Genomic DNA, 15107 nt, shown 5'->3' with positions numbered 1-15107 from the left:
TTTAGCCCGCCGGAGCGTAGGCGACCTGGCCCGGCCCCATCATGGGGTTCGGGGCAGCCGGAGCACCGGGCACGAATTCAAGGACCTGCTCGCCTTCGGCCAGACCGGAGGTCACTTCCACTACGGAGCCATCATTGAGCCCCAGCTGCACTGTGCGCTGCTCGGGAGCGGCACCAGTCCCTCCGGGGCCTGCAATCCACACGATGCCGTCCTTGACGCTGCCCTTCACCGAGGTCAGCGGAACAGTCACGACGTCAGGGGCGACTCCGGCGCTGACTGTCATGGTGGCTCCCAGACCGGCGAAAACCTGCTGGTCGGAAGGGATTGCGCAGCTCAGTGTTCCCGTGGGGGTGCCGCCTTCTTCCGGCTGGCTTCCGCCTCCTCCGGGACCCACCATCGCTGCGCCCACACCCATCCCCGCACCACCACCAGTGGCGGCCAAACCGCCCGAGGTGGTGCCGCCGTCGTCGGACGCATTGTTCTTGAGCGTCACTTCGGTGCACTGGAAGGGCGCCGGTCCACCTACCAAAGCAATTTCCGCGGGACCGGGCTTGCCGAGCAGGCGATACTGCTGGGCTGCGGTGACCGGGCCCGCCACCGTGTACGTTCCGGGATCGATCTTGCCCACGGGCTCGCCAACGGTCACCTGCTGATCAATGAGCGTTGACAGGGACTGCAGGGTTCCGGCGCTCGGAGCGAGGACATCGAAGTAGTCGTACACCGGTTTGGGTGTGGTGGGTGTGCCGTCCTTGGAGGTAGCCGTGCTGGTGACGGGTCGCTCGGCCTTGACCTGGAAGAGAGCGTCTCCCTTGGCGACCGTGGCACCTTGGTCCACGAAGATCTTGATGACCTTGCCGGCGGAAGTGCTCCGGACCGGTTCGGCTGCGTCACTCTGAACGGTGCCCTTGATCTGGACTGTGTTGGTAACCGTGGTCCGTGTCGCCGGGACCACCGGAATATCCACTTGGGCCAGCGGGGCCGGCTCCGCCCCGGACGACTCAAGGCCATCCACGAAGGCGATCTTGACCAATGCCACCGCGATTATCGCGAAAACCAACAACCAGGCAACCGGCAAAATGACGCGCCGAAAAGTACCCATCCCTGCTCCATTTCGGTAACTCCCCACAGAACCTCTGCGAGGGATGATGGCCTAAGCCTAGGCGAGGAAAATCTTCGGTCCGGACATTCGTATGACTTGACAGCTCACGACACAGAAGAGTCGGCCATGATTCTCTGCTGCGCAGGGTTGACGCTGTTCCGGCGCGGGAGCAATCTGTGAGCAGGGCAGGAGGTGGCGGGCGTGTCCGCTCACAAGAAAAAAGGAAAAAAGACTCCTTGGCATCGACGCGGCAAGACATGGATCATCACCGCGGGAGCCATCGCCGCGGCCCTCATCAGCATCATCGCCCTGTGGGACCGGATCATTCCGCCCAATACCGAAGACGTTGCCGACATAGAATCGCTCACCATCCTCAAGCAAACTTCGCTTGCGGCCTTTGCCCCGGCGGACTTGGGCAAGGACCTGACACTCAACCCGGCCGCAGCAGCTGCCTTTGAGCCCTATTCAGCGAATCTGGCCGCGTCTACTGGGAGCAAGAAGCCAACTCCCACCACATTTCCGCCAACCACCACGCCTCCCCCAACGACGTCCACGGCCACCACCACCCCCACAATTCCGACTACTCCTGCGACGACATCCGCCACCCAAGGCACCTCCACAGGCTCACCCACCTTGGCAAACAAGATCACCTCCCGTCCGCCCGAGGAGTATCGCTCCGCTGTTAAGGAACAGAAAGTGCTGGAAGGCTACGTTCCCGGAGCCCTCATAGCCATTCCCGCTCTCCTCCCGCCGGTGACGGTCAACGAGGCGGGCGAACTGCTCCCGCCGGCCCAGGTGGCAGCTGAACTGGTCAAGGCCTTGGAGGAAGTGCTGGTCATCGATGGCACCCAGGGCAAGGACCCGCTGGGGTGGACTGTCGCCGTGAAGCTGGATCTTGCGGGCCTGGCCCACGTCCCGATGCTCCTGACGTGGTCCTTGGATGGCATTGAAGTCTCCGAAAGCTGGAAGGCTGAGAACCTGGCCTACAGGATCCTGGCCACCACGGACCATGACGCTGGAGTCGCGGAGATTTGGATACCGGACCTCGGAAAGCCCGGCGCTTACAACGTCAATGTCAGGCTGACCTTCGAATCGACGGGAACCACTGCGGACCTGGAGCAGCTGCAACTTCCCCATTAGCGATAGCCAAAATGAGAGGATGTCAGTCATGACCCTCCCTATCGCCAAGCCGTGGCTTTTCTCGCAAACCAACCAGGATCCCCGAGCGGCTACGGGCCGGCGTTTGAGGTGGGGCGTCGTATCCACCGGCAACATCGCCAACAGCGTTTCGCAGGACCTGGCCTTGCTGGAAGACGCTGAGCCCTACGCTGTGAGTTCCCGGACCCAGGCTGCCGCGGACGCGTTCGCCGCCGCGCTTGGTTTCGCCAAGGGATACGGGGACGACGGCGATGTGCCCGGCTACCAGCGGCTGTTCGACGATCCCGTAGTGGACGTGGTCTATGTGGCCACTCCCCATGCCCAGCACTTCCAGATTGCATCGGCGGCCCTGCGTGCCGGCAAGCACGTACTGTGCGAGAAGGCGCTCACCATCAATGCCCGCGAAGCTACCGAGCTGGTGAAACTGGCCAGGGAAAACAACGTCTTCTTCATGGAGGCCGTATGGAGCCGTTTCCTTCCGAGCATGCAGCGGGCCTTCGCGATCGCCGCGTCCGGGGAGCTAGGCGAGATTCAGTGGGTCAGCGCGGATCTTGGCTTCCCCGCGCCCTACGATCCCTCTGCCCGTATCTGGGCCTTGAACGACGGCGGCGGCGCACTCCTGGACCTCACCGTCTACCCGTTGCTGTGGCCTTTGGGCACACTGGGATTCCCCCAGTCGGTGACGGCGATCGGCACGCTGAACGAGGACGGCGTGGACACGCAGAACGCACTGACGCTGGGGTACGCCAACGGTGCCCAGGCGCAGCTGACCTCTTCCCTCATGGCGCACGGGCCACGGACCGCCACCGTTGCTGGCGGACTCGGCTTCCTGCAGACAGTAGGTTCCGTGAACAATCCGCGCGAACTGATGATCCGGGTTGGTTGGGACGAGCCGCGCCACGAGCGCTTCGACGTGGTGGGCATCGGCTACACCTACGAGCTCCGTGAGGTGACGCGCTGCGTGCAGCAAGGGCTCACCGAAAGCCCGGTCATGCCGCTGGAGGACTCCGTGAATGTCATGCGCTTGTTCGACGGCGTGCGGTCACAACTGGGCATCCGGTATCCGAACGACGCACGGTGAGTTAACTCAGCCGCGTTAACGCCCTTGGCGGGCCGGTTGCCGTGCGAGCTTGCGGTCAAGGGACAGCGCCCCCGGTCCGAGGAACACGAACGCCACGGAGATGGCTGCGTAGACAATCAGGAGTTCTGCCGTAACGCCCGCCTTGTCCGTCAGCAGGGGCTTGCCCGCTTCCGTCACGAACCAGATGCCCGCGAACATGATCGCCGCGAGGAACCCGGCCACCCGGGTCAAGGCACCGAGAACCAGCAGCAAGCCAAGCCCCAACTCACCGGCGATCACCAACCACGCCACGATCTCGGGCTTCTGCACGCCCATTGCCGCGACGGACGCCGCGAACGCGGGGTGACCGGCCATGAGCTTCTGGATGCCGTGAACCATGATGAGCGCGCCGAACACCACGCGCAGGATGGTGACGCCACGGGCGGAGGACTTGGGAGAGGGGTGAAGGAATTTCACCCGTCCCAATCTTCCATGCCGGGCGTCCCCAGCCAAACGGCGGCCCCAGCCAACCGGACGGCGCCAGCCAACCGGACGGCGCCAGCCAAACGGACGGCGCCAGCGCCCGGCACTAGGACAGCAGCGCCGGGATGTCCTTCACGCCGTCCAGGATGTGGTGGTGCGGGTGCGCTGCGAGGTCGTCGCGGCCCAGCTTGCCGGTCAGGACACCGACGGCGGTGACGCCTGCGTTGTTGGCGGCGGCGAGGTCATTCACGGTGTCGCCGGCGGCGATGACGGCCCGGACGTCCTGCACGCCTGTTAGTTCCATGGCACGGTGGATCATGTGCGGCGCCGGGCGGCCCGCAGCTACTTCATCGGAGCAGACGACGGCGTCCAGCAGGTTGTCGTCGCCGACGCCCCATCCCAGCCGCTCGAGCAGGGGCTCGGCGACGTCACGGGAGAAGCCGGTGGTGAGCGCCACCTTGATGCCCTGGCGGCGTAGTTCACGGAACGCGTCCTCCACGCCTTCCAGCGCTACGGGCGGGTTGGCGTCGTAGAACTCGACGAGCAGTTCCTTGAAGCGGATGAACGCCGCCGCCACCGTTTCAGCGTCCGCCGTGCCTCCGCCGGCTTCGATCAGCGCCGTGATGGCCTCCACCTTGTCCGCGCCCATCCATTCCTGGACAGCCTCTGGCGTGGTGGCCACGCCGGTCTCTTCAACGCAGCGGGCAAGGGCAACGTAGACGTCGCCGTGTTCGTCGATGGTGGTTCCGGCCATATCGCAGGCAACAAGGGTGATCATGGGGTGGCTCCTTCGGTATGGATGCGGACCAGGGCGGCCCGGCGTTCCACGGTGTTGTCGATGGTGAAGTTGGTCAGTGCCGGCAGGTAGCGGTCCTCGGAGTATTCGAGTGGCTGGCCGTCGCCGGAACGGGTGATGCGGCGTTCGCGCAGCAGCGGAATGCCTTCGGGTTGCTCCAGCAGTTCGGCGTCTTCATCGCTGGCTGCAACGGCGTCGATGGTGTGCCGTGCGCTGTGCAGATCCACGCCTTGCTCCTTGAGGAACGCGAAGATGGACCCGGAGTCGGTGTCGAAGTCGAACAGTTTCCGGCCCACATCCAGGATGAACGTGGTCCGCTCAATCATGGCCGGGGACTCGTCCAGGTAGCGGACCCGCAGGACTTCCACCACCGTGGTTCCCGGCACGAGGCCGAGTGCCTCGGCAGCTTCCGGGCTGGCTTCGCGTCGCGCGACCTCCAGGGTCCGCTGGCCGGGCTTCTTGCCGATGCCGCTGGCCCACTCGGTGAACGAGTTGAACGTGGAAAACGACTGCGACGGCACGGACGAACGAACCATGGGAGGACGACCCCGTCCTCCGGTCACGGCGCCTTCCGACCGGAGAAACGCGAGCGCCTGGCGGATCGGTCCGCGCGAGGTCCCGAACTCCCGGCATAGCTCCGCTTCGCTGGGCAACTGGTAACCCGGAGGCCACTCACCGTCGGTAATGCGGCGCATGAATTCCTCGCTCAGCCTGACGTGGAGGGGTGCATTCTGCTGTGTGCTCACCAGTTGATGATACAAGTCCCACTGGTTCGAAACGCTGGTTCTGAGCGGCTCCAGATGAATTTGGGGTGAACTGAAATGAACATACGTTAAATTCAGATTAACTTGTATATACAAGTCCCATTTTGGCTTGCATCCCCTTGCTGCAGCAGCCAATCTCAATGGTGTGAACAACCCAAGCACTTCCTCCGCAGCCACCAACAGCACAGCAAGCCAACCCACCGACGTCGTGATTGTTGGCGCCGGAATCATCGGCCTGGCGCATGCCGCCCACGCTGTTGCCAACGGCCTCACCGTCACCATCATCGAGCGCGACCACCACGCCGCCGGCGCCTCCGTCCGCAACTTCGGCCACTGCTGCATCACGGCCCAGTCCGGGGAACTGTACGAACTCGCGCAGACCTCGCGGAAGTACTGGCTGGAGTTCGCCGAGCAGGCCGGTTTCTGGGCTTCCGAGGCCGGCGCCGTCGTACTCGCCCGCACCGAAGCCGAAATGAACGTCCTGCGCGAACTCTCCGCGGTCCGCGAGCCAGGCCAAGTGGAGCTGCTCTCCCCCGCCGGGACGCGGGAGCGGCTGGGTGCTGCGTCCGCTGAGGAAACGCACGACGACGGTGGTGCTTCGAGCGCGGCATGGCCCGGCCTCGTAGGCGGCGCCTTCCTCCGGGACGACCTCCGCGTCGACCCCCGGACCACCGTTGCAAAGTTGGCCGACTGGCTCAGCCGGCAACCCGGCGTCGAACTTCACTGGAACACCGCCGCGCTGGGCTTCAGCCCGTCCACTGACGGCGTGACCGTCCAGACCTCGCGCGGTGAGCTTCGCGCAGGGCGGGTGTTCGTGTGCGTCGGCCATGACGTCGACTACCTGTACCCGGACCTGGCCGAACAACACCGGATCCAGCGATGTGCCTTGCAGATGTCTTTGGCCGCGAAACCATCGGGCGTCGAGTTCGCCCCTGCAGTCCTGACCGCAACGTCCATGCTCCGGTACCCGGCGTTCACGGACATGCCCGCTGCTGCAGCCCTCCGTTCCGAGGTGTTGGAGAACCAGCCCGAGCTGTTGGAGGTCGGAGCCAATGTCATGTTCACCCAGCGCCCGGACGGCACCATCATCCTGGGCGACTCGCACCATTACCACCGCACGGCCGATCCGTTCCTGGACGAAGCCGTGACCACCACGCTCAACACCGAAATCACGGGCCGGATTGGTGAACGGTTGGAGATCATCCAGCGATGGCAGGGCGTTTACGCGTCTTCCGACGTCGCACCGATCCTGGTCCGCGAGGTCCAACCCGGCGTCACGGTGGTGTCCGTGACCTCGGGCGTAGGCATGACCCTGTCCTTCGGCCTGGCACACCGCAACGTGTCGCGCCTGTACTGACTCACCTTGTACTGAATATCCCCGCTCTCCCCTCCCTTCGCATAAGGAATCCCATGAAAACCTCGCTCTTCACCGGCTCCGCCCTTGCCCTAACCGCGGCCCTCGCACTGACGGCCTGTGGCGGCTCAGCCCAGTCCTCGCCTGAGGCGACGTCGGCCACCTGCCCCAATGGTGAGATCAAGTTCGGCATCGAGCCCTACGAGGACCCGGCCAAGCTCAAGCCCGCCTACGATGTCCTGGCCGCGGCGTTGTCCAAGAAGCTCGAATGCCCCGTCAGCGTCCAGGTGGTTGAGGATTACGCCGCCGAGGTCCTGGCCATGCGCAACGGAAAGCTGGACCTGGGCCAGTTCGGTCCGCTGGGATATGTGTTCGCAGATGCCAAAGCCGGTGCCGAACCCCTGGTTTCGTTCGGCACCGCGGAGAAGGAACTGAGCACGTACACCGCCGGGATCTGGGTTCCCAAGGACAGCACCATACAGGCCATCGGCGACCTCAAGGGCAAGTCGCTCGCGTTGGGCAGCGTGGGGTCCACCTCGGGTGACGTGCTGCCGCGCTTCGGCCTCCGCGAAGCCGGAATCGCCGACGCCGACATCAAGATGGACTACACGGGCGGCCACCCCGAAGCTTTGCTGGCCCTGACCAACGGCAAGGTGGATGCTGCCGAGATCAACTCCCAGACGCTGGCCACCGCGATCGCCGCAGGGACATTCAAGAAGGACGATTTCCGCCAGGTTTGGACGTCCGACCCCATCCCCAACGATCCCATCACCGTGCGGGGAGACGCCGATCCCGCCTTCAAGGCTGCCGTCAAGGACGCGTTCCTGAGCCTTGATCCCGCAGACGTGGCAAAAGTTGGGGAGTTCCTGGATGTCACCCCTCCGGGGCCGCTGCTGGAGGTCACCAAGGACAACTACACGCCGCTGTTCGACCTTGCCGAGACCATGGGCCTCACCGAGAAGGACCTGTAATGCCTCTCTCCGTCCAAGGCTTACGCAAGTCCTTCAGCGGGCGGACCGTGCTTCAAGGAGTGGACTTCTCCGTTGCCGCGGGCGAGCTGGTCGCTTTCCTGGGCGCCAACGGCTCCGGTAAGTCCACCACCCTCCGCTGCGTCATGGGCATCACGGAACCCGACGCCGGCAGCATCAGCATCGACGGTGCTGCACTGGATTCCCTGCAAGGCCGTGAGCTGCAGCAGGCGCGCCAGCGAATGGCCATGATCTTCCAGAAGATCCATTTGGTCCCCCGCCGCACGGCCCTGGACAATGTTTGCGCCGGGGCCCTCGCCCGGATTCCCACTGTGCGTTCGCTGTCGCCGCTCTTGTTCCCGGCCGATGTCCAGCAGGAGGCCCTCGACTGCCTGGACCGCGTCGGTTTGGCCGACCGGGCCTTCGACCGCGTCGGCCGGCTCTCCGGCGGACAGCAGCAGCGCGTCGCCGTAGCCCGGGCACTCTGCCAGCGGGCCGACGTCGTACTCGCCGATGAGCCGGTGTCCGCCCTGGACCCGCATGCCGCTGAGCAGGTCATGGCGCTGCTGCGCGAGCTCGCGCACTCCGAAGGGCTGGCCGTTGCCGCCGTCCTGCACCAGCCGGACCTGGCCCTGCGCTACGCGGACAGGTCCATCGGGCTGCTCCAAGGATCCATGACCTTCGACCTCCCCTCCACAGCGGTCACGGCCGAACATCTCGACACGTTGTATGCCCCGGACAGGAATATCGCAGCATGACACCCCAGACCCTGACCCCGGCCGTCGCCCGCCGGGACTCAACCGCAAAAAACCGAGTGGCACTTGTCCGCCCGAAGAAGCCGCTGCGGTGGATCACGACGGCGGCAGTGGCTGCCGCCGTCGTCGGACTTCACGCTGTGGCCATCGAGGGGACTGATTTCAAACCTGAGCTGTTGGTGGATGGCTGGAAAGGCATGGCCGCGTTCATCGGCGATGCGTTCCCGCCTGACCTGAGCTGGGAGAAGACACTGAAGCCTGGCCTGGAAGCCACGCTGGTGACCCTGTGGATCGGGCTCTTGGGGACGACGTTGTCTGTGCCGTTCGCCCTGCTCCTGGCTGCGCTGGCCGCCGAGAACACCAGCCCGCACCGTCTGGTCTACCAGGGCGCGCGGGCCGTGTTGTCCTTCTTCCGCGCCGTGCCGGACATCGTGTTTGCGCTGATCTTCGTGACGGCCGTGGGGCTCGGTCCCTTCGCCGGCGTGCTCGCCCTGATCTGCCACAACACGGGCGTGATGGGCAAGCTATGGGCCGAGTCCATGGAGGAGATCGACGCCGGACCGCAGGAGGCACTCCGTACCGCCGGCGCCAACCGGATCCAGCAGGTCGCCAATGCCACACTGCCCATGGTGGTCCCCCAGTTCGTGGGCCTGCTGCTGTACCGCTTCGATGTCAACGTCCGGTCCTCGCTGGTCCTCGGCCTGGTGGGCGCTGGCGGCATCGGGCTCCTGATCAACCAGTCCATTAAGTCGTTCCAGTTCGACTCCATGCTGACGCACATCCTGATCGTGCTGGTGCTGATCATCGTGGTGGACCAGTTCTCCGCATGGATCCGGAGGCGCCTGGCCGCGTAACCAGCCTCCCCCCCCCACCGCGCGCGCGGCGGGGGGGGCGCCGGGCGCCGCCCCCCCCCCCCCCCTCCCTCCCCCCCCCCCGCTTCCATCTGCCCGCGTCGCGCGGGGCCCCCCCCCCCCCACCTACGTGGGTGAGGGGGCAGAATGGGAGGTGGCCCTGTTTGGGGTTGTTGAAGAGGGCGAATGGAGCAGGCATGCAGGTCGATGTTGTAGTTGTTGGCGGAGGAGCCATGGGATCGGCGGCCGCGTGGCAACTCGCCCGCTCGGGCCGCTCGGTGGTCCTGTTGGAGCAGTTTGAGGCCGGGCACCATATCGGCGCTTCGCACGGCGCCACCCGCAATTTCAACACCGCCTACGCCGAGGCCGACTACCTGGACCTCCTGGCCGAATCCAAGACCCTCTGGGACGAACTGGCTGCCGAGAACGGCGCGCCGCTGCTGGACCTGGTGGGGTTGGCGAACCACGGCAACCTCCCCCGTTTGAAAGAAGTCCGCGAGGCCCACGAGGCACGCGGCATCGAGAGCTACTTCATCTCCGCCGAAGAGGCCGCCAACCGCTGGCTGGGCATGAACTTCGCCACCGATGTCCTCTTCGTGCCGGGTTCAGGCCGGATCCGTTCCGCCGACGCACTGGCGGCGCTCCGCAAATCCGCCGAGGCCCACGGTGCGGTCTTCAAATACTCGACGCCGGTCCGCGACATCCGCGTCACAGGCGGCGAATCCGTGGTGGTAGTCACGGAAGAAACCGACTACACGGCCAGCCGCGTGGTGGTCACTGTTGGCGCTTGGACCCCCAAGTTGATCGGCAAACTCGCAGACCTGCCGGCGCTGGTGGTCACCCAGGAGCAGCCCGCTCACTTCACGCCCAAGGACAACACCTTGGTGTGGCCCAGCTTCAACCACAGCCCTGACCCCGATCCGAACAACGAAGCCTACGAATACTGGTTCAGCCCCGTCTACGGCATGCTCACCCCCGGCGAAGGCGTCAAGGCGGGCTGGCACGGCGTGGGCCCCGTCATGGACCCCGACGAGCGCACGTTCGAGCCCATCCCCCAGCAGCTCGAAGCCCTGGTGCGTTACGCAGAAGAGTGGCTTCCCGGCGTCGACCCTTCCACAGCGGTTCCCATCAGCTGCACCTACACCACCACGCCCAACGAGGACTTCGTCCTGGACCGTTTCGGTCCCCTGGTGGTGGGCGCCGGGTTCTCAGGTCACGGATTCAAGTTCACCCCGGCGATTGGCCGGGTGCTGAAAGACATCGTCGACGGCGGCGTGGCACCGGAGCGGTTCCACGCGGACCGCTAGGAGTTTTTGTACAGATAATGCCCCCAAGACCGCGTCTTGGGGGCATTATCTGTACAAAAACTCGGAGCTCGGGCGCCCGTGAAAGGCACCCGGGCTCGAGGGACTACTTCTTCAGGTCCGCGAGGACCTTGTTGAACGTAGCCGACGGGCGCATGATCTCAGCGGCCTTGGCGGCGTCCGGACGGTAGTAGCCGCCCAGTTCGACGGCGGGACCCTGGACTGCGGCCAGCTCGCCGACGATTGCCTCCTCGTTGGAGGTCAGGGCCTCAGCGATTGCTGCGAAGTCCTGGGCCAACTCGGCGTCCTCGGTCTGCTTGGCCAGTTCCTGGGCCCAGTAGGTGGCCAGGTAGAAGTGGCTTCCACGGTTGTCCAGCTCGCCAACGCTGCGGCGCGGGGACTTGTTTTCCAGCAGGAACGTACCCGTGGCGCGGTCCAGCGTGTCAGCCAGGACCTGTGCGCGGGCGTTGCCCGTGGTGGTGGCAAGGTGCTCGAAGCTGACGGCCAGGGCAAGGAATTCGCCCAGGCTGTCCCAGCGGAGGTGGTTTTCCTTCACCAGCTGCTGGACGTGCTTGGGAGCGGAGCCACCGGCGCCGGTCTCGAACAGGCCGCCACCGTTGATCAGCGGAACGATGGAGAGCATCTTGGCACTGGTGCCCAGCTCGAGGATCGGGAACAGGTCCGTGAGGTAGTCGCGGAGGACGTTACCGGTGACGGAGATGGTGTCCTCGCCCTTGCGGATGCGCTCCAGCGTGAAGGCCGTGGCGTCAACCGGGGAGAGGATCTTGATTTCCAGGCCCTCGGTGTCGTGTTCCTGGAGGTACTCGTTGACCTTGGCGATGAGGTTGGCGTCGTGCGCGCGGGTCTCGTCCAGCCAGAACACGGCCGGGGTCTGGGAAGCGCGGGCGCGGGTAACGGCCAGCTTGACCCAGTCGCGGACCGGGATGTCCTTGGTCTGGCATGCGCGCCAGATGTCGCCCGGGAAGACCTGGTGCTCGGTCAGGACGGTGCCCTTGCTGTCGACGAGCTGGACGGTGCCGGCTGCCTGGATCTCGAAGGTCTTGTCGTGGCTGCCGTATTCTTCGGCTGCCTGCGCCATGAGGCCCACGTTGGGAACGGTGCCCATGGTGGTGGGGTCGAACGCGCCGTTGGCGCGGCAATCGTCCAGGACTACCTGGTAGATGCCGGCGTAGGAGCTGTCCGGGATGACTGCCAGGGTGTCGGCTTCCTTGCCGTCCGGGCCCCACATGTGGCCGGAGGAACGGATCATGGCCGGCATGGAGGCGTCAACGATGATGTCCGAGGGAACGTGCAGGCTGGTGATGCCCTTGTCGGAGTCGACCATGGCCAGTGCGGGACCGTCTTCGAGGCCCTTGGTGATGGCTGCCTTGACGCCTTCGCGGACGTCTTCGGGCAGGTCGTCCAGACCGCTGAGGATTGCTGCCAGGCCGTTGTTCGGGCTGATGCCTGCGGCTGCGAGCTGCTTGCCGTAGGTGTCGAACAGCTCGGAGAAGTACGCCTTGACGACGTGGCCGAAGATGATGGGGTCCGAGACCTTCATCATGGTGGCCTTCAGGTGTGCGGAGAAGAGGACGCCCTCTTCCTTGGCGCGGGCAACCTGTGCCTTGAGGAACTCGTCCAGGGCGTCGGCGCGCAGGACGGTGGCGTCCACGACTTCGCCGGCCAGGACGGGGAAGTCCTTTTTGAGGACCTTGGTGGTGCCGTCTTCGCGGACCAGCTGGATGCTCAGGGAATCGTCGGCCTTGAGGACCACGGACTTCTCGTTGGAGCGGAAGTCGTTCGTGCCCATGGTGGCAACGTTGGTCTTGGAATCAGCGGACCAAGCACCCATGGAGTGCGGGTTCTGGCGGGCGTAGTTCTTCACCGACAGGGGTGCGCGGCGGTCCGAGTTGCCTTCGCGCAGCACCGGGTTAACAGCGGAGCCCTTGATCTTGTCGTAGCGCGAGCGGATGTCCGTCTCGGTGTCCGAGGAGGGGTTGTCCGGGTAGTCCGGGAGGGCGTAGCCCTGGGCCTGGAGTTCGGCGATGGCAGCCTTGAGCTGCGGCACGGAGGCGCTGATGTTGGGCAGCTTGATGATGTTGGCTTCCGGCTGCTTTGCCAGTTCACCAAGTTCAGCCAGGGCGTTGCCTGTGCGCTGCTCTTCGGTCAGGAAATCGCCGAAGACGGCGATGATGCGGCCGGCCAGCGAAATGTCGCGGGTCTCCACCTCTACACCTGCGGTTGAGGCGTACGCTTCCACAATCGGCAGGAATGAGTAGGTTGCCAGCATCGGCGCTTCGTCTGTGTGGGTATAGATAATCTTGGCCATTGGCGGGGTTCTCCCTGAAAGTCTGCAGATTTCAACATCTCCTAACTTACCCGAGCACGCCGTTTTGACGGCCCTTCGTGTCCGGGATCACGTGTTCGTTACCACCCCGGGAAAGCGATTTACGCCCGACGGCGACCTGACCGCCGTCGCTGCCGACCGGCGTCGGGCGTCGACTGCCGTGGTTTCTGCGGGCTCCCGGGCGCGTCAGTATCGCATTCCAAGCAAAACCGAACATAGTGAAACCATGACCCGCACGAACCGATCCTTCGCCCGGGCTGCCGTCGTTGCCGGGATTCTTCTCACCCTGACCGCTTGCACCGTTCCCGCGCCGTCACCACGGCAGACCATCCCGCACGACGCCGGCACGGGCCAGACGCTCGCGGAAGCCCGCGAGGCTATCGACGCCGTCCCCGGGATCTCGGTTACTGAATTCGCCGGAGGGGGTCCTCCGAATGTGAAGGGCAACACCGGGTACTCCGTGGCGTTCGACATTGACCCCGGATACACCGTTCTCCGTGGCGACGTGCTGCTGGATTACATCGTCCGGAGCACGTGGTCCGTGGGCGAGGGCTACATGCCGAATACGCAGATCCAGATCAGCGCAAGCACCGCTGACGGGGAGCCGTTCTTCGACCTGGCGTCCGCCGCCACGGGCTCGGGCTGGATCCCGCCCCTCAGCCGTGACCCTTCGCAGCACAGCACCGTCGTCATCCCGCTCAGCGCCGATGACTCCGAGGGCGCGCGGAATCTCTCACTGCTCACACAGGACGGTCAATGGCCGGGTGTTGTGCCGGAGCCCCACCCGGGCAATGTCACCGCCAAAAACGACTAACGTTTGCACCGGTTCAACCGCACGCCAAAGGGACCCCGCCACTTGACGAGCAAGTGACAGCAAATTATCACAAACTATGAAACATCTCTTTACAAACTTGTCATACGTTCGATACCTTCAATTCCGTCAGTCGGCGGTCGCCATCACTGGCCGCCTCACTCCCTCGATAGGTAGGAACAACGTGACAAAAACCAAGACCCTGGCCACAAGCCTGCTGAGTCTGTCCGCTGCCGCAATCCTGGCGCTGGTCGGCACCACCAGCGCCAACGCGGCTCCGGTAAACACCACAGACTCCAGCAGCGCTGCGGTCAGCAGCCACACAGTGTCGGACGCCGGCGCTGCAGACTACTGGACGCCGGAGCGCATGAAGACCGCCCAGTCCGGCGAAATCCTGGCCGCCAAGGCACTGGATCGCGGCAAGCTCCTCAACCTCGGCAAGGCCCCGGTCACCGAAGCCCCGGGCGCCGTCAGCAGCATCGCCGGCCAGCAGGCCACCACCGAATCCAAGACCATCGACCGCAAGGTCAACCAGAGCGAAACGCCGGTCAAGCACATCGGCAAGATCTTCTTCACCCTGGGCGGCTCCAACTACGTCTGCTCCGGCAACTCGGTCACCGCGGCCAACAAGAGCACCGTGTCCACCGCCGGACACTGCCTCAATGAGGGCCCGGGCGCCTACGCCACCAACTTCGTCTTCGTTCCGGCGTACCTCAACGGCGCAGCACCCTACGGGAAGTGGACGGCAAAGGCGCTGTACGCCCCCACCCAGTGGGCCTCCAACGGCAACATGCAGTACGACACCGCGTTTGCTGTCATGAACACCCTCAACGGCCAGAAGCTCGCCGACGTCGTAGGCTCCTCCGGCGTCCAGTTCAACGCCGCCCGCGGCCTGAGCTACAAGTCCTTCGGTTACCCTGCAGGCTCGCCCTTCAACGGTGAATCGCTCAAGAGCTGCTCCGGCACCGCCACCAACGATCCCTACAACCCGCAGTTCGCCACGCAGGGTATCCCCTGCAACATGACCGGTGGTTCCTCGGGCGGTCCGTGGTTCATCGGCAACAGCTCCTCCGGCTACCAGAACTCCGTGAACAGCTACGGCTACGGCAGCAACTCCAGCACCATGTACGGCCCGTACTGGGGCACCGTGATCCAGTCCACCTACAACACCGCGTCGGCTTCGTAACCGATTTAGCAAGTCCCTGTTAATAACGACGGGGGGGGGGGGGGGCGCGGGGGGGGGGGGGGCGGGGGGGGGGGGGGGGGGGGGGGGGGGTAGGGGGGGGGGGGGGCGGGGGGGGGGGGGGGGGGGGGGCGCCGGCGGGGGGCGGGGCCCGGGCGGCCCGGCGCGGGCGGC

At 65.1% G+C, this 15107-nt stretch carries 14 protein-coding genes; 9 read left to right on the top strand and 5 right to left on the bottom strand.

The features are described 5' to 3' along the window. Window position 1 precedes the first annotated feature (1 nt). Window positions 2-1099 (bottom strand): efflux RND transporter periplasmic adaptor subunit, encoded by a 1098-nt coding sequence (locus LN996_RS14735; protein ID WP_231341114.1) that lies wholly within the window; start codon window positions 1097-1099, stop codon window positions 2-4. Window positions 1100-1300: 201 nt separating this feature from the next. Between LN996_RS14735 and LN996_RS14730 the strand changes: the two genes are divergently transcribed. Together LN996_RS14730 and LN996_RS14725 are read left to right on the top strand one after the other, a co-directional pair. Beyond that, a complete protein-coding gene (locus LN996_RS14730; protein WP_231341113.1) occupies window positions 1301-2239 on the top strand; it encodes a hypothetical protein in 939 nt (312 codons plus the stop codon). Between the two features lie 28 nt (window positions 2240-2267). Then, entirely contained in the window at window positions 2268-3338 is a 1071-nt protein-coding gene (locus LN996_RS14725) for a Gfo/Idh/MocA family protein (protein WP_231341112.1), read from the top strand. Between the two features lie 15 nt (window positions 3339-3353). Here the strand turns inward: LN996_RS14725 and LN996_RS14720 are convergent, their stop codons facing one another. The 3 genes from LN996_RS14720 to LN996_RS14710 form a co-directional block, all read right to left on the bottom strand. After that, window positions 3354-3794: a DoxX family protein gene (locus tag LN996_RS14720; RefSeq protein WP_231341111.1), complete on the bottom strand. Its 441-nt coding sequence runs from the start codon at window positions 3792-3794 to the stop codon at window positions 3354-3356. Between the two features lie 112 nt (window positions 3795-3906). Next, window positions 3907-4578, bottom strand: a complete 672-nt coding sequence (locus LN996_RS14715) for a phosphonatase-like hydrolase (protein WP_231341110.1) — start codon at window positions 4576-4578, stop codon at window positions 3907-3909. Continuing rightward, complete coding sequence (locus tag LN996_RS14710; RefSeq protein WP_159698217.1) at window positions 4575-5342, bottom strand: GntR family transcriptional regulator; 768 nt, start codon at window positions 5340-5342, stop codon at window positions 4575-4577. The genes LN996_RS14715 and LN996_RS14710 overlap by 4 nt, the downstream gene beginning before the upstream one ends. Before the next feature lie 127 nt (window positions 5343-5469). Between LN996_RS14710 and LN996_RS14705 the strand changes: the two genes are divergently transcribed. The 5 genes from LN996_RS14705 (at window position 5470) to LN996_RS14685 (ending at window position 10595) form a co-directional block, all read left to right on the top strand. Next, window positions 5470-6717, top strand: a complete 1248-nt coding sequence (locus LN996_RS14705) for a TIGR03364 family FAD-dependent oxidoreductase (protein WP_269215741.1) — start codon at window positions 5470-5472, stop codon at window positions 6715-6717. A 53-nt stretch (window positions 6718-6770) separates the two neighbouring features. Next, entirely contained in the window at window positions 6771-7685 is a 915-nt protein-coding gene (locus tag LN996_RS14700) for a phosphate/phosphite/phosphonate ABC transporter substrate-binding protein (RefSeq protein ID WP_231341108.1), read from the top strand. Then, the gene (locus LN996_RS14695; RefSeq protein ID WP_231341107.1) at window positions 7685-8440 is read left to right on the top strand and encodes a phosphonate ABC transporter ATP-binding protein; all 756 of its coding nucleotides are present in this window, start codon (window positions 7685-7687) and stop codon (window positions 8438-8440) included. Before LN996_RS14700 ends, LN996_RS14695 begins: the two co-directional genes overlap by 1 nt. After that, window positions 8437-9291, top strand: coding sequence for a phosphonate ABC transporter, permease protein PhnE (gene phnE, locus LN996_RS14690; RefSeq protein ID WP_231341106.1), 855 nt, complete (start codon window positions 8437-8439; stop codon window positions 9289-9291). The genes LN996_RS14695 and phnE overlap by 4 nt, the downstream gene beginning before the upstream one ends. Window positions 9292-9485: 194 nt before the next feature. Beyond that, window positions 9486-10595 (top strand): FAD-dependent oxidoreductase, encoded by a 1110-nt coding sequence (locus tag LN996_RS14685; protein ID WP_231341105.1) that lies wholly within the window; start codon window positions 9486-9488, stop codon window positions 10593-10595. A 103-nt stretch (window positions 10596-10698) separates the two neighbouring features. On the opposite strand, the gene LN996_RS14680 is transcribed toward LN996_RS14685, so the two are convergent. Continuing rightward, entirely contained in the window at window positions 10699-12921 is a 2223-nt protein-coding gene (locus tag LN996_RS14680; protein WP_231341104.1) for an NADP-dependent isocitrate dehydrogenase, read from the bottom strand. A 244-nt stretch (window positions 12922-13165) separates the two neighbouring features. Here LN996_RS14680 and LN996_RS14675 point away from each other — a divergent pair, with 244 nt between their 5' ends. Continuing rightward, entirely contained in the window at window positions 13166-13753 is a 588-nt protein-coding gene (locus LN996_RS14675; protein ID WP_231341103.1) for a hypothetical protein, read from the top strand. 76 nt (window positions 13754-13829) lie between these two features. Then, window positions 13830-14936 carry a hypothetical protein gene (locus tag LN996_RS14670; RefSeq protein ID WP_256491182.1) on the top strand — a complete coding sequence of 369 codons (1107 nt, stop codon included), beginning with the start codon at window positions 13830-13832 and terminating at the stop codon, window positions 14934-14936. Window positions 14937-15107 lie beyond the last annotated feature (171 nt).

Source organism: Arthrobacter sp. AK01, assembly GCF_021109375.1.
Classification (GTDB): Bacteria; Actinomycetota; Actinomycetes; order Actinomycetales; family Micrococcaceae; genus Arthrobacter.
The sequence above is the reverse complement of the archived record's forward strand: the minus strand, read 5'-3'. Positions and strand labels throughout refer to the sequence as shown.